Source organism: Pseudomonas sp. TE50-2, assembly GCF_040813665.1.
GTDB lineage: Bacteria > Pseudomonadota > Gammaproteobacteria > Pseudomonadales > Pseudomonadaceae > Aquipseudomonas > Aquipseudomonas soli.
The window spans coordinates 1731931-1755683 of the sequence record NZ_JBFNXN010000001.1; the positions used below are offsets into that span (position 1 = coordinate 1731931).

21 protein-coding genes and 2 tRNA genes are annotated in these 23753 nt (G+C 66.5%); 14 read left to right on the forward strand and 9 right to left on the reverse strand.

Annotation, left to right across the window (positions count from 1 at the left end):
• Positions 1 to 289: 289 nt before the first annotated feature.
• The 5 genes from nirB to AAHK21_RS07910 all read left to right on the forward strand — a co-directional run bounded on the left by nirB (position 290) and on the right by AAHK21_RS07910 (position 7593).
• Positions 290 to 2842, forward strand: a complete 2553-nt coding sequence (gene nirB, locus AAHK21_RS07890; protein ID WP_367856927.1) for a nitrite reductase large subunit NirB — start codon at positions 290 to 292, stop codon at positions 2840 to 2842.
• Positions 2842 to 3204 (forward strand): nitrite reductase small subunit NirD, encoded by a 363-nt coding sequence (nirD, locus tag AAHK21_RS07895; protein WP_367856928.1) that lies wholly within the window; start codon positions 2842 to 2844, stop codon positions 3202 to 3204. Before nirB ends, nirD begins: the two co-directional genes overlap by 1 nt.
• Positions 3205 to 3262: 58 nt before the next feature.
• Positions 3263 to 4195, forward strand: coding sequence for a pca operon transcription factor PcaQ (gene pcaQ / locus AAHK21_RS07900; RefSeq protein ID WP_367856929.1), 933 nt, complete (start codon positions 3263 to 3265; stop codon positions 4193 to 4195).
• 63 nt (positions 4196 to 4258) lie between these two features.
• Positions 4259 to 4951 carry a DUF1266 domain-containing protein gene (locus AAHK21_RS07905; RefSeq protein WP_038705546.1) on the forward strand — a complete coding sequence of 231 codons (693 nt, stop codon included), beginning with the start codon at positions 4259 to 4261 and terminating at the stop codon, positions 4949 to 4951.
• On the forward strand, positions 4948 to 7593 hold the full coding sequence (locus AAHK21_RS07910; protein WP_367856930.1) for a molecular chaperone DnaJ: 2646 nt from the start codon (positions 4948 to 4950) through the stop codon (positions 7591 to 7593). The genes AAHK21_RS07905 and AAHK21_RS07910 overlap by 4 nt, the downstream gene beginning before the upstream one ends.
• Here AAHK21_RS07910 and AAHK21_RS07915 read toward each other — a convergent pair.
• From AAHK21_RS07915 to AAHK21_RS07925, 3 genes are all read right to left on the reverse strand, one after another.
• The gene (locus AAHK21_RS07915; RefSeq protein WP_367856931.1) at positions 7587 to 9293 is read right to left on the reverse strand and encodes an Hsp70 family protein; all 1707 of its coding nucleotides are present in this window, start codon (positions 9291 to 9293) and stop codon (positions 7587 to 7589) included. The genes AAHK21_RS07910 and AAHK21_RS07915 overlap by 7 nt on opposite strands.
• A gap of 157 nt (positions 9294 to 9450) precedes the next feature.
• Positions 9451 to 9527, reverse strand: a tRNA-Asp gene (locus AAHK21_RS07920).
• 13 nt (positions 9528 to 9540) lie between these two features.
• Positions 9541 to 9616: transfer RNA gene (locus tag AAHK21_RS07925), tRNA-Val, on the reverse strand.
• Between the two features lie 216 nt (positions 9617 to 9832).
• Between AAHK21_RS07925 and rdgC the strand changes: the two genes are divergently transcribed.
• On the forward strand, positions 9833 to 10753 hold the full coding sequence (rdgC, locus tag AAHK21_RS07930) for a recombination-associated protein RdgC (protein ID WP_023631647.1): 921 nt from the start codon (positions 9833 to 9835) through the stop codon (positions 10751 to 10753).
• 4 nt (positions 10754 to 10757) lie between these two features.
• Here the strand turns inward: rdgC and AAHK21_RS07935 are convergent, their stop codons facing one another.
• Together AAHK21_RS07935 and AAHK21_RS07940 are read right to left on the reverse strand one after the other, a co-directional pair.
• Complete coding sequence (locus AAHK21_RS07935; RefSeq protein ID WP_367856932.1) at positions 10758 to 11210, reverse strand: protein YgfX; 453 nt, start codon at positions 11208 to 11210, stop codon at positions 10758 to 10760.
• Positions 11194 to 11448 carry a succinate dehydrogenase assembly factor 2 gene (locus AAHK21_RS07940; protein WP_023631750.1) on the reverse strand — a complete coding sequence of 85 codons (255 nt, stop codon included), beginning with the start codon at positions 11446 to 11448 and terminating at the stop codon, positions 11194 to 11196. The genes AAHK21_RS07935 and AAHK21_RS07940 overlap by 17 nt, the downstream gene beginning before the upstream one ends.
• A 134-nt stretch (positions 11449 to 11582) precedes the next feature.
• On the opposite strand from AAHK21_RS07940, the gene AAHK21_RS07945 reads away from it, so the two are divergent.
• Together AAHK21_RS07945 and AAHK21_RS07950 are read left to right on the forward strand one after the other, a co-directional pair.
• Positions 11583 to 12524, forward strand: a complete 942-nt coding sequence (locus AAHK21_RS07945) for a folate-binding protein YgfZ (RefSeq protein ID WP_367856933.1) — start codon at positions 11583 to 11585, stop codon at positions 12522 to 12524.
• Positions 12525 to 12579: 55 nt separating this feature from the next.
• Positions 12580 to 13386: an HDOD domain-containing protein gene (locus tag AAHK21_RS07950; protein WP_023632685.1), complete on the forward strand. Its 807-nt coding sequence runs from the start codon at positions 12580 to 12582 to the stop codon at positions 13384 to 13386.
• A 43-nt stretch (positions 13387 to 13429) separates the two neighbouring features.
• Here AAHK21_RS07950 and AAHK21_RS07955 read toward each other — a convergent pair whose 3' ends face one another.
• Together AAHK21_RS07955 and AAHK21_RS07960 are read right to left on the reverse strand one after the other, a co-directional pair.
• A complete protein-coding gene (locus tag AAHK21_RS07955) occupies positions 13430 to 14809 on the reverse strand; it encodes a sensor histidine kinase (RefSeq protein ID WP_046856872.1) in 1380 nt (459 codons plus the stop codon).
• A complete protein-coding gene (locus AAHK21_RS07960; protein WP_038705540.1) occupies positions 14802 to 15473 on the reverse strand; it encodes a response regulator in 672 nt (223 codons plus the stop codon). Before AAHK21_RS07960 ends, AAHK21_RS07955 begins: the two co-directional genes overlap by 8 nt.
• 200 nt (positions 15474 to 15673) lie before the next feature.
• On the opposite strand from AAHK21_RS07960, the gene AAHK21_RS07965 reads away from it, so the two are divergent.
• From AAHK21_RS07965 to AAHK21_RS07985, 5 genes are all read left to right on the forward strand, one after another.
• A complete protein-coding gene (locus tag AAHK21_RS07965) occupies positions 15674 to 16963 on the forward strand; it encodes an OprD family porin (protein WP_367856934.1) in 1290 nt (429 codons plus the stop codon).
• A gap of 31 nt (positions 16964 to 16994) precedes the next feature.
• On the forward strand, positions 16995 to 17975 hold the full coding sequence (locus AAHK21_RS07970; protein WP_046856875.1) for a tripartite tricarboxylate transporter substrate binding protein: 981 nt from the start codon (positions 16995 to 16997) through the stop codon (positions 17973 to 17975).
• A gap of 160 nt (positions 17976 to 18135) precedes the next feature.
• Entirely contained in the window at positions 18136 to 18594 is a 459-nt protein-coding gene (locus AAHK21_RS07975; protein ID WP_046856876.1) for a tripartite tricarboxylate transporter TctB family protein, read from the forward strand.
• Between the two features lie 3 nt (positions 18595 to 18597).
• Positions 18598 to 20112: a tripartite tricarboxylate transporter permease gene (locus AAHK21_RS07980; protein ID WP_046856877.1), complete on the forward strand. Its 1515-nt coding sequence runs from the start codon at positions 18598 to 18600 to the stop codon at positions 20110 to 20112.
• Positions 20105 to 21130, forward strand: coding sequence for an AbrB family transcriptional regulator (locus tag AAHK21_RS07985; protein WP_038705536.1), 1026 nt, complete (start codon positions 20105 to 20107; stop codon positions 21128 to 21130). The genes AAHK21_RS07980 and AAHK21_RS07985 overlap by 8 nt, the downstream gene beginning before the upstream one ends.
• A 34-nt stretch (positions 21131 to 21164) precedes the next feature.
• Here the strand turns inward: AAHK21_RS07985 and ung are convergent, their stop codons facing one another.
• The gene (ung, locus tag AAHK21_RS07990; protein WP_046856879.1) at positions 21165 to 21857 is read right to left on the reverse strand and encodes a uracil-DNA glycosylase; all 693 of its coding nucleotides are present in this window, start codon (positions 21855 to 21857) and stop codon (positions 21165 to 21167) included.
• A gap of 128 nt (positions 21858 to 21985) precedes the next feature.
• On the opposite strand from ung, the gene AAHK21_RS07995 reads away from it, so the two are divergent.
• A complete protein-coding gene (locus AAHK21_RS07995; protein ID WP_094010150.1) occupies positions 21986 to 23092 on the forward strand; it encodes an enoyl-CoA hydratase/isomerase family protein in 1107 nt (368 codons plus the stop codon).
• A gap of 27 nt (positions 23093 to 23119) precedes the next feature.
• Here the strand turns inward: AAHK21_RS07995 and AAHK21_RS08000 are convergent, their stop codons facing one another.
• A complete protein-coding gene (locus tag AAHK21_RS08000) occupies positions 23120 to 23557 on the reverse strand; it encodes a hypothetical protein (protein WP_367856935.1) in 438 nt (145 codons plus the stop codon).
• Between the last annotated feature and the right edge of the window lie 196 nt (positions 23558 to 23753).

Consider the following 23753-nt stretch of genomic DNA (forward strand, 5'->3'; position numbering starts at 1 on the left):
CTTGCACCTTCGTTGTGCCCGTAACGGCCTCATCGCCGGCAAGCCGGCTCCCACAAGGGTACGCCGCAAATGGGTCCGCAGCCCTGTGGGAGCCGGTTTGCCGGCGATGAGGCCCGTGAGGACTGCCGTTGAGTGGCCGCTTGGCACACTCCCTGCTTTTCAACGAAGTACAACAGCCCCAACGACCAACGGCGGTCGACAGGGGCCTCACACTGATGAGTACAGGCAAAGGCGCCTGGAGCTTCGGCTCCAGGCGCCTTTTTCGTTTTTCCGTGATCGAGGATCGGCTATGCAGGCAACAGCGAACGAAGCACAACGAGCGCGACTGGTCATCGTCGGCAATGGCATGGTCGGCCATCACTGCGTCGAGCAACTGATCGAGCGCGGCGCCTTGGCGCGCTTCGAACTGCACGTGTTCGCCGAGGAGCGTCAGCGCGCCTATGACCGAGTGCACCTCTCGGAATACTTCACCGGCAGTTGCGCCGAAACCCTGGCCCTGTGCGACCGCGACTACTATGCGAGCAACGGCGTGCACCTGCACCTGGGCGAGGCGGTACTGGACATCGATCGCGAACGCCAGGAAGTCATCACCGCCGAAGGCCGCCTCGGCTATGACCAGTTGATCCTGGCCACCGGTTCCTACCCGTTCGTGCCGCCTATCGAAGGATCCAGCGGCAATGCGCGCCTGGTCTATCGCACCCTCGAAGACCTCGATGCGATCCGCGCCGCCGCCGGCAGCGCTCGCCGTGGCGTGGTGGTCGGCGGCGGCCTGCTCGGCCTCGAAGCCGCCAACGCCCTCAAGTCGCTAGGCCTGCAAGCGCATGTGGTGGAGTTCGCGCCGCGGCTGATGCCGGTCCAGCTGGATGGCGAGGGCGGCGCGGCGCTCAAGGCGCGCATCGAGGCGCTGGGCGTGGGCGTGCACCTGGCCCGCGCCACCCAGTCGATCAGCGCTGGCGAACACTACCGCTACCGCATGAACTTCGATGGCGGCGAACACCTGGAAACCGACCTGATCGTGTTCTCCGCCGGCATTCGCCCGCAGGATGCCCTGGGCCGTGCCTGCGGCCTGGAGATCGCCCCTCGCGGCGGCATAGTGATCGACAGTCAGTGCCGCTCCAGCGACCCACGCATCTTCGCCATTGGCGAATGCGCATCGTGGAACGGCAGTGTGTTCGGCCTGGTCGCCCCGGGGTACGCCATGGCCCGTAACCTGGCTGCCCTGGTGATGGGCGAGTCGGCGGGCGAATTCAGCGGCGCCGACATGTCGACCAAGCTCAAGCTGCTGGGTGTGGACGTCGGTTCCATCGGCGATGCCCAAGGCGTCACGCCGGGCGCGCGCAGCTACCGCTTCATCGACGAAGCCACCGCTTCATACCGGCGCCTGGTGGTCGATGCCAGCGGCAAGCGTGTGCTTGGCGCGGTATTGGTGGGCGACAACAGCTACTACGACACCCTGCTGCAATACGCCCAGAACGGCATCAAGCTACCGGCCGACCCGGCCGCGCTGATTCTGCCCCAAGGCAGCGGCGCGCCGGCGCTGGGCGCCGATGCCTTGCCCGACAGCGCGACCATCTGCTCATGCCACAACGTCAGCAAGGGCGCGGTGTGCGCCGCCATCGACAGTGGCTGCAGCGACCTCGCCGCCGTCAAGTCCTGCACCAGGGCGGCCAGCGGTTGCGGCGGTTGCGCGGCGCTGCTCAAGCAAGTGTTCGAGCACGAACTGACTGCCCGCGGCGTGACCGTCGACAAGAGCCTGTGCGAACACTTCGCCTACACCCGCCAGGAGCTTTACGGGCTGGTGCGGGTGGAGGGCATCCGCACCTTCAGCGAGCTGCTCGAACGCCATGGCAAAGGCCACGTGGGGTGCGCCATCTGCAAGCCGGCGGTGGGCAACATCCTCGCCTCTTGCTGGAACCAGCCGATCATGGACCCGGCGCTGGTGCCGCTGCAGGACACCAATGACACCTTCATGGCCAACATGCAGAAGAACGGCACCTACTCGGTGGTGCCGCGCATTCCCGGCGGCGAGATCACCCCGGAAAAACTCATCGTGATCGGCCAGGTGGCAAAGAAGTACGACCTCTATACCAAGATCACCGGTGGCCAGCGCATCGACCTGTTCGGTGCCCAGTTGCACGAGCTGCCGCTGATCTGGGGCGAGCTGATCGCCGCCGGCTTCGAGACCGGGCACGCCTACGGCAAGTCGACGCGCACGGTGAAATCCTGCGTCGGCAGCACCTGGTGCCGCTATGGCGTGCAGGACAGCGTGGCCATGGCCTTGCGCCTGGAGGACCGCTACAAGGGCCTGCGCGCACCGCACAAGCTCAAGTTCGCGGTGTCTGGCTGCACCCGCGAATGCGCCGAGGCGCAAAGCAAGGACATCGGCGTGATCGCCACCGACAAGGGCTGGAACCTTTACGTGTGCGGCAATGGCGGCATGCGCCCGCGCCACGCCGAACTGTTCGCCACCGACCTGGACGACGAGACCCTGGTGCGCCTGATCGACCGCGTGCTGATGTTCTACATCCGCACCGCCGACAAACTGCAGCGCACCTCGGTGTGGCGCGAAGGCCTCGAAGGCGGGCTCGACTACCTCAAGCAGGTGGTGATCGACGACAGCCTGGGCCTGGCCCGCGAACTCGAGACGCAGATGCAGCAAGTGGTCGACCGCTACGAATGCGAATGGGCCAACGCCTTGGGCGATCCGGAAAAGCTCAAGCGCTTCCGCACCTTCGTCAATGACCAACGCGCCGATCCGGATGTGCACTTCGTGCGCGAGCGCGGCCAACGCCGGCCGGCGGCGCCCCTGCAGCTGATTCCCACCCATGAGGAGACAATGTGATGAACCTGTCCAACACGGCTGTAGCAAGTGAAACCCGCTGGCAGGCGGTGTGCCAGGCCAGTGACCTGGTCGCCGACTCCGGGGTGGTGGTGTGGCATGAAGGCGAGCAGGTCGCGTTGTTCTACCTGCCGGGGCGGGATCGACAGGTCTACGCGCTGGAAAACCGCGATCCGCGCTCCGGCGCCAATATCATCGGGCGCGGGCTGCTGGCCAGCCTGCAGGGCGAACTGGTAGTCGCGGCGCCGCTGTACAAGCAGCATTTTTGCCTGCACGACGGGCGCTGCCTGGAGGACCCGACACAAGCCTTGCGGGTGTGGACGGCGCGCCTGCGCGGCGCCGAAGTCGAACTGGCCTGTAGCTGATGCTCGAACGGAGCAACCAGACGTTGCAGGTCTGGCCCGCGCGGATACACTGCCGGGCATGAACCTCGATACCCGCATCAAGTTCCGTCACCTGCTGTGCTTCCTGGAGATTGCCCGGCAGGGCAGCCTGGCCAGGGCCGCCGACGTGCTGGCGATCAGCCAGCCAGCGATCTCCAAGACTCTCAAGGAGTTGGAGGATCTGCTGGAAGCTCGCCTGTTCGAGCGCAGCCACCAGGGCGTCGCCCTGACCCCGGCCGGTACCCGTTTCATGCGCTATGCCGGCCCCAGCGTGCAGGCGCTGCGTGACGGAGTCGGCAGTGTGCGCGGTGAGGCTCGGGCGCCGTCGCAGGTGCGTATCGGCGTGCTGTCGACAGTCGAAGGGCTGCTGATGCCCGAGGTGCTGTGCCGCCTGCACCAGCAGCACGAGGCATTGGTAATCAGCGTGGTGACCGGGGCCAGCGCCCAGCTGCTTGGGCAGTTGCACCTTGGCGAGCTGGAACTGGTGATCGGTCGCATGACCGACAGCCCGCAGATCCGGGGGCTGTCGTTCGAGCACCTGTACAGCGAGTCGATGACCCTGGTGGTGCGGCCCGGGCATCCACTGCTGGCGGCCCAGCCTATTGACCACAGGCATGTCGGTGCCTATCCACTGGTGCTGCCACCACCCGGCACGACCATTCGCCAGCACGCCGACAGCTTGTTCGTGCAATGCGCCATCCCGCTGCCGGCACAACGCCTGGAAACCCTGTCGCTAGCCTTGAGCAGGCGCTACGTGCTGGGCAGCGAGGCGGTCTGGGTGGCCCCGCGCGACGCCGTGCTGATCGACCTCGGGCGGGGCGAACTGGCCGAACTCGACCTGGGCGTGCGCGAACCGGGCGGCTCGGTGGGGATCTGCCGCAATGCCGCCCTGGCACAGAGCCTGCCGGCGCAGTGGGTGTGCGAGGTGCTCCGGGAGGTAGCCGAAGCTTACCGGCTCGGCGCATACCCCTGACAACCCAGCCTGCGGATTCCTATACAATCCACGCCAGTTCCCAGCGCCCCCAGGACCCCCTTCATGGACGAAACCGCGCAGCACTGGCTGCATGCCCTCTCCGCCCCCATGGCCGCCCTCAACGGCGCCAGCTATACCGCCCCCGACTACTTCGAAGGGGAAGACCAGACCGATCTGGAGCGCTGGTGGGGGATCAGCGATCGCGCCCAGTTGCTGGACATGCTGAACATGGCCGACAACGGCCACGCCACCGAAATGAGCGAAGCCTACTGGCAGTACCAGCGCTGCCTGCCCAGCCAGTGGCAGGCCCTGCTCGACACCCTGCCCCCACGCGAACGCATCCGCCACGAGTACGCCGCCCGCACCTTCCCCGACTGCGGCCCGGGCGGCACGCGGGCCTGGGACCTGGGGCGCATGAGCTTCCTGCTGCGCGCCGGGGTCAAGAAAGGCCTGATCGATCGCGACGAAAGCCTCTACCTGCACTACCGCCTGGCGCTGCGCGCCCGACACTACTACAACCGCTGGGATTGCTACCTGGCCGGCTACCTGTTCGGCAAGGCGCTGTGGAATGTCAGCGACAGCAGCGACGAGACCCTGGCCGCCGATCTCGAGCGCCAGGGCAGCGAACACTGGAACCGCTGCATCCTGCTTAACCTGCGCCTCGGCGCCCATGAGCTGCTGGCCGGGCTGCCCTGGGACATGGACCTGCCGGAACCTGCGCGCCCCGCCACCCTGGAAGAGGACTGCTGGTCATGAGTTGCTGGATTCGCCTGGGGATCGAACCGACCCAGGACCTGGACGCCATCCGCCTGGCCTACCGCGGCCGCCTGCCCGCGCACCATCCGGAAACCGACCCGGAAGGTTTCCAGGCCCTGCGTGCGGCATACGAGGAAGCGCTGCGCCTGGCCCGCGAGCAGGAAACCCAGGAGGCCGAGCCAAGGGTCGCCGAGGACACTCCCCATCCGGCGCTGCAGCACTTCCATCGCCTGCTCGAGGAGCCGTCCCTGCGCTTCGACCCACAAGCCTGGCAGGGCTACATCGCCGAGCTGGACGAACTGCCACTGGACGAACTGGACGACCTCGGCTGGCAGCTGCTGCACACCCTGCGCGACTGCGGGCCGCTGTCCCATCACTGCGCGGGTCTGCTGGCCCGGCGCCTGGGCTGGGCCGAGCAGTTGCTGCGCCTGGACAATCCCCACGAAGTGGAAGCCTTCCTCGACCGTCTCGCGCAGCCGGATCCCTTCGATACCGCCTGCATGCGCGACTGGCCAGCCCCGGCGCAGATGGAGAGCCTGTGGTATTTCCGCAGCCTCGAATACTGCTACCAGCACCGCCCATTGTTCGAGTACGAGCAGTTCGCCAGCGTGCATACCTGCCTGGCGATCCCGGACGACCCGGCACTGGTTCAGCGCCTGCTGGTGCAGTTCAGCCAGGCCGGCATCGCCAGCCGGACCTTCCACGGACTGCTCCAGGCACAGCAGGCGCAAACCCCGGACGATGCCGACCTGCTCTACCTGCTGGCCCGCCAGGCCGATGCCCTGGGGGCCGAGCAACAAGCCCTGGACTGCTGGTTGCGGCTGTACCGCCAACACCAGCATCCACAGGCCGAGCGTTGGCTGATCGACCTCTGTACCCGCCATCAGCCCCAGCGCCTGCCCCTGCTGATCCAGGCCTTCGACCGCCTGCACACGCCAGCCGGCTGGCCCCAAGACCTTGGCGACCCGGCCCAGGCATGGGGCAGCCCGGGGCAGTCAGCGCAGACCTTGGCGCGCTGGTCCGAAGCCTCGCGCCTGGGGCTGGACGGCATCGCCAGCACCTTCGTCGACTGGCATCTGGACGGTGACGACGAACTGCCCCTGCTGGCCTGGCTGCTGCAGGAGCAGCCGGAGCAGAATCTGCACCGCTTGTATTGGCATGCCTGGGCCCTGCAGCGCGGCGAGGCCGGTTTGCTGCGCCTGGTCCTCGCCCAGCCACCGGCCGAGGACGCCCTCGACGCGCTGATCCTCGAGGGCTTCCAGCGCCAGGCGAACCAGCAGTTGCATTGGCTCGGTCAGGCTCCTGTGGTCCAGGCGCTGACGCAGCTCAGCGCCAGCGATGATCCGGCGGCTATCTTGCCCGAGGCCCTGACCGAAGATGCCATTCGCCCGGTCTGCCGTGAATGGCTGCGGCGCATGCGGGTCTATCCGGCCCATGCCCTGCACACGCTCAACCGTCAGTTCGACATGCGCCGCCTGTTCACCACGCCATTCGCCCTGCAACTGCAGGACCGCCTGGCCGAAGCCGGGGTCCTGTTGCCCCCGATGCCCGAGGGCGAGGCACTGTGGCAGTGGCACCGCCAGCAGCTGTTCATGCTGGCGCTGCTGGAGCAACCTTCACGTTGGCTGGCACTGATCGACCCGGCCTTGCCCGCGCAGTTGCACTACCCGACCGAACACCCGTTCGCTCCGACACACGCCCTGCTCGGTCAACTGCTGACCAGCCCCGAAGGCGCCAGTGGGCTGCTCGGCAGCCTGGATATCCGCGACCCGGTACAAGCCCTGATCTCGGCACGCCTGCTGACCTTGCAGCAGGCGCTCAACAGCACGCGCCTGCCAAACGCCGCGCAACTGCTGGCTTGCCTGGACAACGACGACGGCGGGTTGCGTACCGATTATCCGCTGGGCTACCTGCTGTTTTGCGCAGTGCTGCACCACGATCCGTCGCTGGATGAACCACAACGCTGCGCGTTGCGCGACCGCATGCAGGCGTTGGACCTGCAAGACGACTGGTTCGAAGCGCTGCGCCGGGGGCTGCTGGACGGCCAGGCCAAGCACCCGCCGGCTGCCGCGATACGCGCGCAAGGTCTCGACAGCCGCACGGTCGACGAGGTACTGGATGCGCTGCACAGCCTGCTGAACACTTGCACCCCACCCAAGACCCGGGTTCTGCGCGCCCTGCAAAAGATCAAGGACGACGCGGAACAGGACCCCGGCCTGCGCTGCGCGATCATGGCCGTGCTGTCATGGAGCGAACGCCTGCTGCTGGACATGGTCAAGGAGCCGCCGGCGCCGATGTGGGCGTTCTGGAAGCTCAAGAGTCGACTGAACCGCACGGGCCTGGCGGTGCACGTGGCAATCATCGCCTTGGGCGCCAGCCTGATGCTGCATATCCCGGCGATGTTGGTGGCGATCAGCATCCTGTCGATCAGCGGCTTCCTGCGCCGCCTGCGCGACCTCGGCCACGGCGTGCCGGCACTGCTGCTGGTGATGGTGCTGACCCGCGTGCTGCCGTTCTCGTCACTGGTGCTGCTGGGCCTGCCCGGCGACAAGCTGCCAAACCGTTACGGCCCGGTACCGGGCAAAGGGCAGCCGCTGGAGGGCGGCCTGCAGGCCACCCTGCGCCGGCTCAACGCTCAGTAACGCAGCTCGTCGAGCGCCTGGCTCAATGCCTGGCGCTCACGGCTGATCTCGCCGGCCTGCTGCCCGGCCAGCACGGCATTGAAGGCGTCCAGCCAGCTGCCGATCAGCTCGCGCTCGTCGCCCAGGCTCTGCATCCAGGCTCGCTCCAGGCGGGCCAGCAAGGTGCGGTTGGGCAGCGTGTCACGTGGGTGGATCTTCAATTTTGCCAGGCGCTCCTCACTGGCCTGGCGTGCCTGCGCATCCAGCCCGGTGGGGCTGCGGTCGATACTGTGGCTGTGCTTCTGGCCGCTCTCGAGGAAGGTCACGTCCACTTCCAGCAGGCCGTTGATGTCGTAGCTGAAGCGCACGTCCAGCGACTGGATCTCGCCGGTCGGCTGCAACGGAATCTCGAAACTGTCCACCAGGATGTTGTCCCGCACCCAGGGCCGCTCGCCCTGGTACACGGCGATGCGCACGAACTTCTGTTCCGGGTGGCTGCTGTAGAAACGCTGCACCTTGGAGGTGGGGATGATCGTATTGCGCTCGATGATCGGCGAGAAGGCGCCGGTGACATCTTCGCCCCGAGACGAGGCCACGCCGAGGGTGTAGGGGCAGACATCGGTCAGGATCAGTTCGTCGATGGCCGCGTCGCGGGCCTTGCACGCCGCCTGGCTGGCGGCGCCTAGGGCGACGATGGTATCCGGGTCCAGGTGCCGGTATGGCAGGCGACCAAACAGCTTGGCCACCAGTTGCTGCACCTGCGGCATGCGCGTGGCGCCGCCGACCAGCACCAGGCTGTCCAGCTCGCGCGGGCTCAAGCGGGCATCGCGCAGGGCCTGTTCGATGGGGGTGCGTACCCGTGCCAGCAAGGGTGCCCAGATCGCCTGCAGCTTATGGTCGTCCAACTGCCACTCGCGGGGCTGGCCATCCATGCTCCAGGCAAAGGTGCGACTGCCCTCGCCCACTTCGCACTTGAGCTGCTCGATGGCGTCGTGCAGGCTGGCCAGGGCCTGGGGCTCCAGGTCTTCGGCCTTGAGGTTCCAGTCACGCAGGCAGGCCTGCAGCAGCGCCTCAGTGAAATCCTCGCCGCCCAGGTAGTTGTCGCCGGTAGAGGCATGCACTTCGATCAACGGCAGGGCGTACTCCAGCACCGTCACGTCGAAGGTGCCGCCGCCCAGGTCGAACACCAGGGTGCGCTCGAACTTCTGCTCATGCAGGCCGTAGGCCATGGCGGCGGCGGTGGGTTCGTTGATCAGCCGCTGGACCTTGAGCCCGGCCAGTTCGGCCGCGAACACCGTGCGTTTGCGCTGCTCGTCGCTGAAATAGGCCGGCACCGAGATCACCGCCTCGCTCACCGGGCAGCCCAGATAGGCCTCGGCGTCCTGCTTGAGCGAACCCAGCACCAGCGCCGACAGTTCTTCAGGGGTGAAGCGGTGTTCGCCCAGGGCGTAACGCTTGTCGCTGCCCATGAAGCGCTTGAACGCCGCGGCGCTGCGTTGCGGGTGGGTGGTCAGGCGCGCCCGGGCGGCCTGGCCGACGAGGATGCTGCCATTGTCATCGACGCTGACCACTGACGGCGTCAGCACCTCGCCCAGGGCATTGGCGATCAGCCGCGCTTCGCCATCCTGCCAGACGGCGATCAGGCTGTTGGTGGTACCCAGGTCGATTCCCAGCAAGGGAGTGGCGTGTGGCGTAGCGGGAGAGAGGCTGGCATCCTGCATGGTCGGTCTCTTGCTTGCGGTAGGAACCGGCGCAAGGCCTGCTGGCCACTTGCGGCGGACAGGGGGATTCTGACGCAACGCCAGAAACAAAAAAAGCGACCCTAAGGTCGCTTTCTCTGTTGCCTCCGGGTGTTCAGTGGGCCCTGGAAGCTTAATATGGCGCGGCGGACGGGACTCGAACCCGCGACCCCCGGCGTGACAGGCCGGTATTCTAACCGACTGAACTACCGCCGCGCTATACATCGAGTGGTGGGTGATGACGGGATCGAACCGCCGACCCTCTGCTTGTAAGGCAGATGCTCTCCCGGCTGAGCTAATCACCCTTCGTCTCGGTGTGGCGCGCATTCTACGGAGGACCTCCTACCCTGGCAAGCACTTTTTTCAAAAAAATTGAAAAAAATTTCCAGGCCTTTCAAAGACCTAGCCGCGCCGCGATTTTCTTCCTCTATATAGGACTGCTGGCCCTCTGACAGGGTTGGCCTGGAACCATCGCTCGGAGAATAATGCCCGCCTTATGTATTAAGGAGAGATTCCCCCTCATGTGGTTCAAGAACCTGCTGTCCTATCGCCTGACCCAGGAAGTACCGTTCGAGGCCGAGGCCCTGGAGGCCGCCCTGGCCAGCAAGCCGGCCCGCCCCTGCGCCAGCCAGGAACTGACCACCTACGGTTTTGTCGCACCGTTCGGCAAGGGCGAGGATGCCCCCCTGGTTCACGTCAGTGGCGAATTCATGCTGATCGCCGCACGTAAAGAAGAGCGCATCCTGCCCAGCAGCGTGGTCAACGACGCGGTCAAGGAGAAAGTCGAGGAGATCGAGGCCGAGCAGATGCGCAAGGTCTACAAGAAGGAACGCGACCAGATCAAGGACGAGATCATCCAGGCCTTCCTGCCGCGCGCTTTCATTCGTCGTTCGATGATCTTCGCCGCCATCGCCCCGCGCCTGGGCATGATCCTGGTCAACTCGGCCAGCGCCAAGCGCGCCGAGGACCTGCTGTCGACCCTGCGTGAAGTGATCGGTTCGCTGCCGGTGCGCCCGGCCACCGTGAAGATCGCGCCAAGCGCGACCATGACCGACTGGGTCAAGTCGCAACAGGCCGCCGAAGGCTTCTACGTCCTCGACGAGTGCGAACTGCGTGACACCGCCGAAGACGGCGGCATCGTGCGCTGCAAGCGTCAGGACCTGACCGGCGAGGAAATCCAGCTGCACCTGAGCACCGGCAAGGTGGTCACCCAGCTGGCCCTGGCCTGGCAGGACAAACTGTCGTTCGTGCTCGACGACAAGATGGTGATCAAACGCCTGAAGTTCGAGGAGCTGCTGCAAGAGCAGGCCGAGCAGGATGGTGGTGACGAGGCCCAGCAACAGTTCGACGCCAGCTTCCTGCTGATGATGATGACCTTCACCGAGTTCCTGCCGGTGCTGTTCGAAGCACTCGGCGGCGAAGAGATCCCGCAGGGGGTCTGACCCTTCAGGCCGGCGCGGCCCAGCGGCGCCGGCTGAACTTCAGCCGCACCCGCAGCCTTCTATGCTGCTCCTGCGCCAGGGCGTCCTTGGGGATGCACTGGCTCTGGCTGAACCATTGCCCCTTGCGCACGAAGCGCAGCACTATCACCGCGGGCAAGGCAACGCTGTCACGGCACAGGCGCGCCGGCTGCCACCCCCGGGCACGGCTGTATACATGCCAGCCACGCGGCTCACGACGCAGGCCGGTGACGGCGCCAGGGTGGGACAGCAGGATACGGCGGGGAATGGCCCAGCAGGCGTGGGCAAGGCAGGCAATGACCAGCAGGCCCTTTAACCAACCGGGCAACGCGACCACAACGCCGGCGATGAGCGCCAGCGCCAGGCAGGCGAGGTAGGCCGCCAGCAACAGGCGTGAGCCCTGCCAACGGCACTCGAAACAATCACTTGGGCTGGACACGATCCAGGATGATGCGGACCATGCGCTGCAGCTCCGGATCTTCGGACTCGGTACGCTCCATGAACCAGCCGAACATGTCCTGGTCCTCGCAGGTCAGCAGGCGACGGTACAGCTCGCGGTCCGCTTCGCTCAGGCTCGGGTAGACTTCCTGGGTGAACGGTACCAGCAGCACGTCCAGTTCCAGCATGCCGCGACGGCTGTGCCAGAAAAGCCGATTGAGTTCAGTTTGTTCGACCATGGGGCCCTCCTCGAATGGTCGCGCAGTATACCGCGCAGCGAATGAAGCGGCACAAGGCGTTGGTCTACTCACCTACCTATTTTGTTACCGGCGTTCTATGATGGCCGCCAGTCTTTTAGCTACCGCGATGACCCATGGCCGATTCCGCTTTCTTCTGTTCCCTCTCCCATGAGGGCATCCTCGCCGTCCGCGGCTCCGACGCCGGCAAGTTCCTGCAGGGTCAACTGACCTGCAACATCAGCTACCTCAGCGAAGCCCATGCGAGCCTTGGTGCCCGCTGCATGGTCAAGGGCCGCATGCAGTCGAGCTTCCGTATCCTGCCCGAGGGCAACGGCTACCTGCTGGCCATGGCCAGCGAGCTGCTCGAGGCGCAGTTGGCCGACCTGAAGAAGTACGCGGTGTTCTCCAAGGCCACGCTGAGCGATGACAGCGCCGCCTGGGCGCGCTTCGGCTTGCAGGACGGCGACGCGGCCCTGCAGGCGCTGAGCCTTAGCGTGGCGGACGAGGCTGGCGCGACCGCGCGTCATGATGGCCTGATCGCCATCCGCGCCTCGGCTGGCCGGGTCGAACTGTGGGCGCCTGCCGAGCGGGCCAGCGCCGTGCGCGAGACGCTCGCCGCCGCGCTGCCGGAGGGCACGCTCAACGACTGGCTGCTCGGCCAGGTGCGCGCCGGCATCGGCCAGGTCATGGGCCCGACCCGCGAGCTGTTCATCCCGCAGATGATCAACCTCCAGGCCGTCGATGGCGTGAGCTTCAAGAAGGGCTGCTACACCGGCCAGGAGATCGTCGCCCGCATGCAGTACCTGGGCAAGCTCAAACGCCGCCAATATCGCCTGGCGCTGGCCGAGACAGCGGTACCCGAGCCGGGCGCCGAGATCTTCTCGCCAACCCACGGCTCGTCGGTCGGCGAGGTGGTGATCGCTGCCAACAGCGGCAGCGCCGTCGAACTGCTGGCCGTGCTCAGCGCCGATGCGGTGGCGGACGACAACCTGCACCTGGGCAGCCTCGAAGGCCCGCGCCTGACGTTGCTCGACCTGCCTTACGAACTGGACCGCGACCGGGAAATCCAGCGCTGACCAGCCCGCCCCGGCTTCACGCCGGGGCTGCACCACCTTTGCCGTAGAGAAGTCCATGAACAAGCTGGCCGAGAAGGTCCAAGCGCAATTGCTCGCCGCCATCGACCGGGACGACCTGGTCCTGCCGACGCTTCCGGAAGTTGCCCTGAGCATTCGCGAAGCCGCCGAAGACAGCGAGATCAGCGTGTCCGCCTTGAGCAAGGTGATCGGCCGCGACGCCGCCCTGTCGGCACGCCTGATCAAGGTGGTCAACAGCCCGTTGCTGCGCGCCGCCGTCGAAGTCACCGACCTGCACACCGCGATCACCCGCCTGGGCATCAACTACAGCTGCAACCTGGCCATCGGCCTGGTGATCGAACAGATCTTCCATGCCCGGGCCCCGGCGGTCGAACACAAATTGCGCGATATCTGGGCCAACAGCCTGGATGTGGCGGGCATCAGCTATGAACTGTGCCGACGCTACACCCAACTCAAACCCGACCAGGCCACCCTCGGCGGCCTGGTGCACCAGATCGGCGCGTTGCCGGTGCTGATCTATGCCGAAGAGCACAACGAACTGCTGTCCGACCCGATCTGCCTGCATTTCGTGATCGAGCAGATCCAGCCAGTGCTGGGCGACAAGATCCTCAGTGCCTGGGAGTTCCCCGAGCAGCTGGTCAACCTGCCCAGCCAGGTGCAGGACCTGGACCGGCGCACCGACCAGATCGACTACATCGACATCGTCCAGATCGCCCGCTGCATCAGCCAGCGCGAGCGCAGCCGGCCACTGGCCGCGCTGCCCGCCTACCGGCACCTGGGGCTGCCCTATGGCACCGAACTGGATATCGCCGAACTGCTGGATGCGCGGAGCATGTTGCGCTGAATCGACAGGGCTGATCGCGGGGCAAGCCCCGCGATTGCCGACATCAATCCGCGATAAAGCTCACCCGCACCTTCAACCCGCCGCGCTCGCCGTCATGCAGGCTGATCTGCGCCAGGTGCGCCCGGCAGATCTCGCCGACGATAGCCAGCCCCAGCCCGCTGCCCTGGGCGCTGCGCCGGTAGAAGCGCTCGAACACCCGCTCACGCTCGTCCTGCGGGATCCCCGGCCCGTCGTCCTCGACTTCGAGCACGGCCGGCGCCAGTACCCGCAGCACCACATCACCGCCTGGCGGGGTGTGGGCCAGGGCATTGTCCACCAGGTTGCTGAGCAGCTCGTTGAGCAAGGTTGGTTCGCCCTTGAGCCAAACTGGCGCCTCGGCCTCCAGCGCCAGGGCAACGCCGCGGGCATGGGCCAGCGGCGCCATGGCCATGCCCAGCTCGCGGGCCAGCTGGCTCAGGTCCAGGCGCTGGGCGCCGCCCTCGGCGATAGCCCGGGCGCCGTTCTCCACCCGCGCCAACGACAACAGCTGGTTGGCCAGGTGGGTGAGCCGGTCCGTGCCCAGGGCCGCCGCCTCCAGGGTCTTGCGCCACTCCTCCGGCTCCCGTGAGCGCAAGCCCAGCTCGACCCGCGCCTTGAGCGCCGCCAGCGGGGTGCGTAGCTCATGGGCGGCATCGGCGATGAACTGCGCCTGGCGCTCGAACTGGCCACGCAGGCGCTCGGTGAAATGATTGAGGGCACGCACCAGGGGCCCCAGTTCGCGCTGCACCTGCACCACCGGCAAGGCGCGCAGGTCGTCCGGCTGGCGCTCTTCCACCGCCGTGCGCAAGCGTTCCAGGGGACGCAGCGCGGCGCTCACCGCGAACCACACCATCACCAGCGCGCCGAAGGCCAGCATTCCCAGGCGCAGCAGGGTGTCGGCCATCAGCCCGCGGGCCATGCGCACCCGCGCCTCCTCGGTCTCGGCCACACGGATCTCGGCCATGCCGTTCATGTTCGGTTCGCTCACCGCCTTGAGCAGGCTGACCACGCGCACATCCTGGCCCAGGTAGGTGGCATTGTAGAAACGCGCCAGCGCCGGGTAGTCGTCGGTGCGCGGCGTGCCCGGCGGTGGCGGCGGCAGGTGCTCGTAGCCGGAGATGAGCTTCTGCTGGATGTCCAGCACCTGGTAGTAGATACGCCCGGCGCTGTCATAGGCGAAGGTGTCCAGGGCCACGTAGGGCACATCGGCGCTGAGGGTGCCGTCGCGCTGCGACAGGCCGGCAGCGATGGTCCGCGCCGACGCCAGCAGGGTCCGGTCATAGGCGGTGTCGGCGGCTTCGCGGCCATTCCAGTAGGCGCTCAGGCCGCTGGCCAGCATCAGCACCACCAGCAGCAGCGCCAGGTTGCCCAGCAGGCGCCCGCGCAGGCTGACGTTGTCACGCATCGCGGTGCTCGAGCAGGTAGCCCAGGCCACGGAAAGTGACAATCGCCACCGGGTGGCCGTCGAGCTTCTTGCGCAGGCGGTGGATGTAGATCTCGATGGCGTCGGGGCTGGCCTCCTCGTCGAGGCCGAACACCTGGGCCGCCAGTTGCTCCTTGCTCATCACCCGGCCGGGGCGGGCGATCAGTGCCTCGAGCACGCTCTGTTCGCGCTGGGTCAAGGTCAGCGGCTCGCCGTCCAGGCCGAAGCGCCGGGTATCCAGGTCATAGACCAGCGGGCCGCAACGCTGCTGGCGCTCGCCGCCGAGCACGCTGCGCCGTAGCAAGGCCTTGACCCTTGCTTCCAGCTCGGTCAGCTCGAAGGGTTTGGCCAGGTAGTCGTCGGCGCCGAGGTTCAGTCCGTGCACCCGGTCCTTCACATCGCTGCGGGCGGTGAGCATCAGCACCGGCAAGGTCTTGCCGCGCCCGCGCAGGCGCGCCAGCACTTCAAAGCCGTCCATGCGCGGCAGGCCGACATCCAGCACCGCCACGGCATAGTCCTCGCTGGCCAGGGCCAGGTCGGCGGCCACGCCGTCATGCAGCACGTCCACGGTCAGGCCCTGGCTCTTGAGGGCCTGGGCCACGCTTTCGGCCAGTTGCAGATGGTCTTCGACCAGCAGCACACGCATCGGATTCTCCCTGTTCGGCTGGGCTTTTTGCGCGGAGTGTACCGCCGTGGCGAGTGCTGTGAAGCCCTCGCAACAAACCTTTCACGCTGAAAGGTTAGCGAAAGGTTGGTTACCTAGCATCGCACCACGGCTGCCCCGCGCGCCGCAAAAAGCACCAGCAAGGTGCAAACACATAAGAACAATAAATGGAGTCACCGACGATGCTGTCCAAGCAGCCGCAGGCGTACGCGCCTATCCGTTCCCTCGCCGCCCGACCTTCCGCCCTCGCCAGCGCCTTCGCCCTTGCCGGTGTCGCGCCCATGAGCCAGGCCGCCTTCTTCGAAGACAGCACGGCCACCTTCGAAACCCGCAACATGTACTTCAACCGCGACTTCCGCGACGGCACCAGCGCGCAGCAATCCAAGCGCGACGAATGGGCCCAGGGTTTCATGCTCAACTTCGAGTCCGGCTATACCGAAGGCACCGTGGGCTTCGGCCTGGACGCGCTGGGCATGCTCGGGGTCAAGCTCGACTCCAGCAAGGACCGCACCGACACCGGCCTGCTGCCGACCCACGACAACGGCAAGGCTGCCGACGAATACTCCAAGCTCGGCCTGACCGGCAAGGTCAAGGTCTCGCAGACCGAACTGAAGGTCGGCACGCTGATCCCCGAGCTGCCCACGCTGCAGCCCAACGACGGGCGCATCCTGCCGCAGACCTTCGAAGGCGGCCTGGTCACCTCGAAGGAGATCAAAGGCCTGACCTTCACCGGCGCCCGCCTGGAAAAAGCCAAGGACCGCAACGACACCAACTGGGAAGACCTGGCCCTCAACAACAAGAACAGTCGCTTCGGCGGCACTTTCAGCGCCGACCATTTCGACACCGGCGGCCTGGACTACCAGTTCACCGACCGCATCACCGGCAGCTACCACTTCGCCCAGCTCGACGACATCTACCGCCAGCACTTCATCGGCATGCTCGCCACCCAGCCGTGGGGCCCGGGCACCCTGGGCGCCGACCTGCGCCTGGCGATCAGCGACGATGCCGGCGCGGCCAAGGCCGGCAAGATCGACAACACCACCGTCAACGGCATGCTCAGCTACACCCTGGGCGGGCACAAGGTCAGCGGCGCCTGGCAGCAGCTCTCCGGCGACAGCGCCTTCCCCTACGTCGACGGCGCCGATCCCTACCTGGTCAACTTCGTCCAGATCAATGACTTCGCAGGCGCCGACGAGCGCTCCTGGCAGGCACGCTACGACTACAACTTCGCCGCCCTCGGCATCCCCGGCCTGACCTTCATGACCCGCTACATCAGCGGCGACAACGTCAGCCGCGCCGCCGGCGGCGAGGGCAAGGAGTGGGAACGCAACACCGAACTGAAGTACGTGGTACAAAGCGGCCCGTTGAAAAACGTCGCCGTGCGCCTGCGCAACGCCACCTTCCGCTCCAACTTCGCCCGCGACGCGGACGAGGTGCGGCTGCTGGTGAGCTACAGCGTGGCTCTGTGGTAACCCATAACAACAACGCTCACGGAGATAGACGATGACATTTTCACTGCGCCGCCTCGTCCTGGCGACCGGCTGCCTGCTGCTGGCCGGCAACGCCCTGGCCGCCGAACCCAAACGCCCCGAATGCATCGCCCCGGCCTCGCCCGGCGGCGGTTTCGACCTGACCTGCAAGCTGGTGCAGAGCGCCCTGGTCAACGAGAAGATCCTCAGCAAGCCCATGCGCGTGACCTACATGCCCGGCGGCGTCGGCGCGGTAGCCTACAACGCCGTGGTTGCCCAGCGGCCAGGCGATGCCGGCACGCTGGTGGCCTGGTCCAGCGGCTCGCTGCTGAACCTGGCCCAGGGCAAGTTCGGCCGCTTCGACGAGAACGCAGTGAAATGGCTGGCGGCGGTCGGCACCAGCTATGGCGCCATCGCGGTGAAGAGCGACTCGCCCTACAAGACCCTCGATGACCTGGTCGCGGCCCTGAAGAAGGACCCGAGCAAGGTGGTGATCGGCTCCGGTGGCACCGTCGGCAGCCAGGACTGGATGCAGACCGCGCTGATCGCCAAGGCCGCCGGCATCAACCCGCGCGACCTGCGCTACGTGGCCCTGGAAGGCGGCGGCGAGATCGCCACCGCGCTGCTCGGCGGGCACATCCAGGTGGGCTCCACCGATATTTCCGACTCCATGCCGCACATCCAAAGCGGCAACATGCGCATCCTCGCGGTGTTCTCCGAGAACCGCCTGGACGAGCCGGAGATGAAAGACATCCCCACCGCCAAGGAGCAGGGCTACGACATCGTCTGGCCGGTGGTGCGCGGCTTCTACCTGGGGCCGAAGGTCAGCGACGAGGACTACGCCTGGTGGAAGGCCTCGTTCGACAAGCTGCTGGCCTCGGAGGAATTCGCCAAGTTGCGTGACCAGCGCGAACTGTTCCCGTTCGCCATGACCGGCGAAGAGCTGGACGGCTATGTGAAGAAGCAGGTGGCGGACTACAAGGCGCTGGCCCGGGAATTCGGCCTGATCCAGTAAGCCATGCAGCCTGTACTGGCCCCATCGCCGGCAAGCCGGCTCCCACAGGGCCTGCGCTAGGTTCTGAAGCGACGGATGTCCTGTGGGAGCTGGCTTGCCAGCGATACGGCCAGCACAGATCCCGAGTTGTGCTTCGGCAATCCTTTTCGAGGATTTCTACATGATCCTGCAACGCCTCTTCGCCCTCGTCCTGCTGGCGCTGTGCGCCGTGCTGGCCGTGATGGCCTGGCCCTACCAGGCCGCCTTCTCCTACGAACCGGTGGGCCCACGCGCCTACCCGTTGCTGATGCTCGGCCTGATGAGCCTGGGCCTGCTGTACCTGGCCATTCGCCCCACGCCGATCGTGCGCAAGGACGACGAACCGGAGCTGGACCGCGAGACCCTGATCAAGATCGCCGCCTGCGTCGGCCTGCTGATTGTCTTCGCCGCCACCTTCGAGGCGCTGGGCTTCATCCTCAGCGCCATCCTGGTCGGCCTGCCCATGGCCCGCCTGTACGGTGGCCGCTGGCTGCACAGCGCCATCGTGGTGGTGGGCATGAGCATCTTCCTCTACTGGCTGTTCGACCGGGTGATGGACGTCCCCCTGCCCCTCGGCCTGCTCGACGTACTGGAGAACTGACACATGGATACCTTGAGCTACCTGGGCCAGGGCTTCGGCGTCGCCCTGAGCCCGTACAACCTGGTCACCGCCCTGACCGGCACCCTGATCGGCACCGTGGTCGGCCTGCTGCCGGGCCTGGGCCCGATCAATGGCGTGGCCCTGCTGATCCCTATCGCCTTCGCCCTCGGCCTGCCGCCGGAGTCGGCGCTGATCCTGCTGGCCGCCGTGTACCTGGGCTGCGAGTACGGCGGGCGGATCAGTTCGATCCTGCTGAACATCCCGGGCGAAGCTTCCACCGTGATGACCACCCTCGACGGCTACCCCATGGCCCGCCAGGGCCTGGCCGGCGTGGCCCTGTCGCTGTCGGCCTGGAGCTCGTTCATCGGTGCCTTCATCGCCACCTGCGGCATGGTGCTGTTCGCCCCGCTGCTGGCGAAATGGGCAATCGCCTTCGGCCCGGCGGAGTACTTCGTGCTGATGGTGTTCGCCATCGTCGCCCTCGGCGGCATGGCCGGCGACAAACCACTGAAGACGTTCATTGCCGCGCTGATCGGCCTGTTCCTCTCGGCGGTGGGCATCGACGCCAACAGCGGCGTGTACCGCTTCACCGGTGACAGCGTGCACCTGGCCGACGGCATCCAGTTCGTGGTGCTGGTGCTGGGGCTGTTCTCGATCAGCGAGATCCTCCTGCTGCTGGAGAAGACCCACCATGGCCATGTGGCGGTCAAGGCCACCGGGCGCATGCTGTTCAACCTCAAGGAAGCGGCGTCGGTGTTCGCCGTCAACATCCGCTGCGGCCTGCTTGGTTTCTTCATGGGTGTGCTGCCGGGCGCTGGCGCAACCCTGGCCAGTGCCGTGGCCTACATGACCGAGAAGCGCATCGCCGGCGAAAAAGGCAAGTTCGGCAAGGGCGACGCCCGCGGCCTGGCTGCCCCGGAAACCGCCATCGGCGCCTCCTGCTGCGGCGCCCTGGTGCCGATGCTGACCCTGGGCGTGCCAGGCTCGGGCACCACCGCGGTGATGATCGGCGCCCTGACGCTGTACAACATCACCCCCGGCCCGCTGTTGTTCGAACAGCAACCGGACATCGTCTGGGGCCTGATCGCCTCGCTGTTCATCGCCAACATCATGCTGGTGATCCTGAACATCCCGATGATCCGTATCTTCACCCGCATCCTTGCCGTGCCGAACTGGGCACTGGTGCCGGTGATCGCGATCATCACCGCGATCGGCGTGTACGCAGTGCATGCCACCACCTTCGACCTGTTCCTGATGGTCGGCATCGGCATCATGGGCTACATCCTGCGCAAGCTGGACTTCCCGCTGTCGCCGATCCTGCTGGGCTTCATCCTCGGCGGGCTGATGGAGCAGAACCTGCGCCGCGCGCTGTCGATCTCCAATGGCGAGCTGGGCATCCTCTGGTCGAGCCCGATCAGCATGGGCGTGTGGGTGCTGGTGGTCTGCATGTTGAGCCTGCCGCTGCTGCGCATCTGGCGCAAACGTGCCCTGCAGCGCCGGGCCATGGCCGATGCCTGACCGGTCGTTGCCACTGTTCTGGGCCACCGGGCTGGTCGGCCTTGCGGGCGGTTTTGCCGCCAGCAAGGTCGGCTGGCCCTTGCCGTGGATGGTCGGCTCGTTGCTGGCGATCATCCTGGTGCGCTGCCTGACCCCCTGGCAGCTCAGTGAAATCCCCAATGGCCGCAAGTGCGGACAGTGGATCATCGGCATCGGCATCGGCCTGCACTTCACCCCGGCGGTGATCGAACAGGTGGCCAGCCACTTCGCGCTGATCTTCTTCGGCGCGTTGTTCACCACCCTCTCCAGTGTGATCAGCGTGTGGCTGCTGCGGCGCACCGGTGAAGACCGGGCAACGGCGTTCTTCGCCAGCATGCCGGGCGGTTCGGGCGAGATGGTCAACCTCGGCGCGCGCAATGGCGCGGTGCTCAGCCAGGTGGCCGCGGCGCAGAGCCTGCGGGTGCTGGCGGTGGTGCTGTGCGTGCCAGCACTGTTCAAGCTGCTGCTGGGCGATGGCGTGCCGCTGAACCATGCCGGCAGCGTGAGCTGGGGCTGGCTGGCGTTGATCGCGCCGCTTGGGGTGCTCATGGCACTGCTGTGGCAACGCCTGCGCCAACCCAACCCCTGGCTGTTCGGGCCGTTGCTGGTAGCTGCCGGCGTAAGCCTGGCGGGTAACCTGCAGATCGGCCTGCCCAACGGCGCCAGCCAGATCGGCCAGTGGTTGATCGGCAGTGGCCTGGCCTGCCACTTCAACCGGGCGTTCTTTCGCCGCGCACCATCTTTCCTGGGGCGCACCCTGCTGGCCACGGCGTTGTGCATGCTGATCGCCGCCGGCGCGGCCTGGGCGCTGAGCCTGCTAACGCACCTGGACCTGCGCTCGCTGACCCTGGGCATGATGCCCGGGGGCATCGCCGAGATGAGCCTGACGGCCGAGACCTTGCAACTGTCGGTGCCGCTGGTGACGGCGCTGCAGGTGATGCGCTTGCTGTTCGTGCTGTTCCTGGCCGAGCCGTTGTTCCGGCAGTGGGCCAGGCACTGAGCAAGATGGGCCGCTTCGCGGCCCTCTTTTCAGGTCACAACGGTGGCAACGCCCAATTGATCGGCGCCATGCCGCGCTGCTCGAGGAAGCTGTTGGTGCGGCTGAAATGGCCGCAACCAAAGAACCCACGGTAGGCCGACAACGGCGACGGGTGCACCGACTTGAGCACCAGGTGCTTGCTGGCATCGATCAGCTTCTGCTTGCTCTGCGCATGCGCGCCCCACAGCAGGAACACCACGTTCGGGCACTGCTCGCTGACCACCTGGATGATCCGGTCGGTGAAGAATTCCCACCCCTTCTTCGCATGCGAAGCCGCATTGGCCCGCTCCACGGTCATGGTGGTGTTGAGCAGCAACACGCCCTGCTCCGCCCAGCTCTGCAGGTAGCCGTGGCTGGGGATCGGCAGGTTGAGGTCGCGCTGCAGCTCCTTGTAGATATTGACCAGCGACGGCGGCGTGGCGATGCCCGGCTGCACCGAGAAACACAGGCCATGGGCCTGGCCCGGGCCGTGGTACGGGTCCTGGCCGAGGATGACCACCTTGACCTGCTCCAGCGGCGTGGAGTTCAGGGCGTTGAAGATCAGCGGCCCGGGCGGGTAGATCTCCTTGCCGGCGGCGTATTCGCCGCGCAGGAACTCGCGTAGCTGATGCATGTAGGGCTGGTCGAACTCGGCACGCAGCGCGGCTTTCCAGCTGGGCTCGAGTTTGATGCGATCGTCGTCGGTCATGGGGGCATCCAAAAGCAAAGTGCCGCGACACTAGGAAAGCCTGGCCGGCTTGTCAATCGATCCGACCGACGACCGGCAGCTTCGGCGCGGCAGGCCATACTGAGGGGATGATTTGCGCGAGGTAGCCCATGTCCATTCAATGCGAGGTATTGACCGGCGCCGACGGCGCCCGTATCGGCATCGCCACCCTTGACGCGCCCAAGGCGCTCAATGCCCTGACGTTGCCCATGATCGAAGTGCTCGACGAACGGCTGCGCGCCTGGGCCAGCGACCCCGGGATCGTCTGCGTGCTGCTGCGCGGCAACGGGCCGAAGGCCTTCTGTGCCGGCGGCGACGTGCGGGCGCTGGTCCAGGCGTGCCGCGAACACCCCGGCAGCGTACCGCCGCTTGCGGCCACCTTCTTCGCCAGTGAGTACCGTCTCGACCATCATCTGCACACCTACCCCAAGCCCCTGCTGTGCTGGGGCCATGGCCACGTGCTGGGCGGCGGCATGGGCCTGCTGCAAGGCGCCGCGGTGCGCATCGTCACCCCCAGCAGTCGCCTGGCCATGCCCGAGATCAGCATCGGCCTGTATCCCGACGTCGGCGCCAGCTGGTTCCTGGCTCGCCTGCCCGGCAAGCTTGGCCTGTTCCTGGGGCTGACCGGCGCGCCCCTCAATGCCCGCGACGCGCTGGACCTGGGCCTCGCCGACCGCTTCCTGGGCGAGCACCAGCAGGAGGCGCTGATCGAAGAGCTGCTGCAATTGAACTGGCAGGAGCAGACCGCCCTGCAGCTCAACAGCCTGCTCAAGGCCGAACAGCACCGTGCCTGCGTGGAACTGCCCGAAGGGCAATGGCTGGCACGTCGGGCCGTGATCGACGAAGTGCTCGACGTGGCCGATCCCGTCGCGGCATGGCGGGCATTGGCCGGCCTGGCCCGGCATGCCGATCCGTTGCTGGCGGCGGCGGGTCAGCGCCTGCATGAGGGCTGCCCGCTGACGGCGCACCTGGTATGGGAACAGATCCGCCGGGCACGGCACCTTTCGCTGGCCCAGGTGTTCCAGATGGAGTACACGATGAGCCTGAACTGCTGCCGTCACCCGGAGTTCAGCGAAGGGGTGCGCGCCCGCCTGCTGGACAAGGACAACACCCCGCACTGGCACTGGCCGGATGTGGCGCAGGTGCCAGCGGCGGTGGTGGAGGCACATTTCAGCAAGGTCTGGGAGGGACGGCACCCGCTGGCGGAACTGGGATAACGCATCGCGGGGCCTGTCTGCACGCGGTCAACGCGACCAGCCTCGCTCGCCACCTCGCCCGCCGTCTGGTCGACGGTCGCGATTGCCCTGCCCGTTCGAATGCCAGCGATCACCTCGGCGATCATCATTGCGATAGTCGTGGCGGTCGCGATCGCGCCCATAGTCGTAGCGCTGGCGGTTGCCATAGTCGTAACGTGGGTTGCCTTGCCAGCGCGGCTGCACGCCGGGCGCCGGATAAGGGCGGTAATGAGGCACCGGTGCGGGCCGGTAGTAACGCGGCGCGGGCTGGTAGTAATAGCGTGGCTGCGGCGCCACATAGTAGCGATCCTGGCGGTAGTAGCCAGGGTAAACGTAGCGATCGCTGGTGTAGTAGTCACGGCGGTAGTAGCCGTTGTCCGCGTAGTAAGGGGCGCAGGCGGATGTCAGCAGTCCGAGCAGGACGATGAGCAGGATTCGTGGGTACATGGCGGCCTCCTGGACCGCAGGGGTGCCCGGCACAGCGGCGCTGGCGGGCGTCGACGGCAATGCGTTCATCGACACTGGATAAGACAGTCGCGCCAGGGTTCGGTGCCATTTCTGCAACAAATTGAAACAGGTCGTATAACCCTGAAAAACATGCAGTCATTTTTCGGTCATCTCACTAGAATGTGGCCACCGGCAC

What these genes read in the sequence shown, in the direction of transcription:
- AAHK21_RS07965 (WP_367856934.1), top strand. Translation starts at nt 15,674, where the DNA reads ATGCTGTCCAAGCAGCCGCAGGCGTACGCGCCTATCCGTTCCCTCGCC.
- AAHK21_RS08000 (WP_367856935.1), bottom strand. Translation starts at nt 23,557, where the DNA reads ATGTACCCACGAATCCTGCTCATCGTCCTGCTCGGACTGCTGACATCC.
- AAHK21_RS07960 (WP_038705540.1), bottom strand. Translation starts at nt 15,473, where the DNA reads ATGCGTGTGCTGCTGGTCGAAGACCATCTGCAACTGGCCGAAAGCGTG.
- pcaQ (WP_367856929.1), top strand. Translation starts at nt 3,263, where the DNA reads ATGAACCTCGATACCCGCATCAAGTTCCGTCACCTGCTGTGCTTCCTG.
- AAHK21_RS07945 (WP_367856933.1), top strand. Translation starts at nt 11,583, where the DNA reads ATGGCCGATTCCGCTTTCTTCTGTTCCCTCTCCCATGAGGGCATCCTC.
- AAHK21_RS07905 (WP_038705546.1), top strand. Translation starts at nt 4,259, where the DNA reads ATGGACGAAACCGCGCAGCACTGGCTGCATGCCCTCTCCGCCCCCATG.
- rdgC (WP_023631647.1), top strand. Translation starts at nt 9,833, where the DNA reads ATGTGGTTCAAGAACCTGCTGTCCTATCGCCTGACCCAGGAAGTACCG.
- AAHK21_RS07980 (WP_046856877.1), top strand. Translation starts at nt 18,598, where the DNA reads ATGGATACCTTGAGCTACCTGGGCCAGGGCTTCGGCGTCGCCCTGAGC.
- AAHK21_RS07915 (WP_367856931.1), bottom strand. Translation starts at nt 9,293, where the DNA reads ATGCAGGATGCCAGCCTCTCTCCCGCTACGCCACACGCCACTCCCTTG.
- nirB (WP_367856927.1), top strand. Translation starts at nt 290, where the DNA reads ATGCAGGCAACAGCGAACGAAGCACAACGAGCGCGACTGGTCATCGTC.
- AAHK21_RS07950 (WP_023632685.1), top strand. Translation starts at nt 12,580, where the DNA reads ATGAACAAGCTGGCCGAGAAGGTCCAAGCGCAATTGCTCGCCGCCATC.
- AAHK21_RS07940 (WP_023631750.1), bottom strand. Translation starts at nt 11,448, where the DNA reads ATGGTCGAACAAACTGAACTCAATCGGCTTTTCTGGCACAGCCGTCGC.
- nirD (WP_367856928.1), top strand. Translation starts at nt 2,842, where the DNA reads ATGAACCTGTCCAACACGGCTGTAGCAAGTGAAACCCGCTGGCAGGCG.
- AAHK21_RS07910 (WP_367856930.1), top strand. Translation starts at nt 4,948, where the DNA reads ATGAGTTGCTGGATTCGCCTGGGGATCGAACCGACCCAGGACCTGGAC.
- AAHK21_RS07970 (WP_046856875.1), top strand. Translation starts at nt 16,995, where the DNA reads ATGACATTTTCACTGCGCCGCCTCGTCCTGGCGACCGGCTGCCTGCTG.
- AAHK21_RS07975 (WP_046856876.1), top strand. Translation starts at nt 18,136, where the DNA reads ATGATCCTGCAACGCCTCTTCGCCCTCGTCCTGCTGGCGCTGTGCGCC.
- ung (WP_046856879.1), bottom strand. Translation starts at nt 21,857, where the DNA reads ATGACCGACGACGATCGCATCAAACTCGAGCCCAGCTGGAAAGCCGCG.
- AAHK21_RS07955 (WP_046856872.1), bottom strand. Translation starts at nt 14,809, where the DNA reads ATGCGTGACAACGTCAGCCTGCGCGGGCGCCTGCTGGGCAACCTGGCG.
- AAHK21_RS07995 (WP_094010150.1), top strand. Translation starts at nt 21,986, where the DNA reads ATGTCCATTCAATGCGAGGTATTGACCGGCGCCGACGGCGCCCGTATC.
- AAHK21_RS07985 (WP_038705536.1), top strand. Translation starts at nt 20,105, where the DNA reads ATGCCTGACCGGTCGTTGCCACTGTTCTGGGCCACCGGGCTGGTCGGC.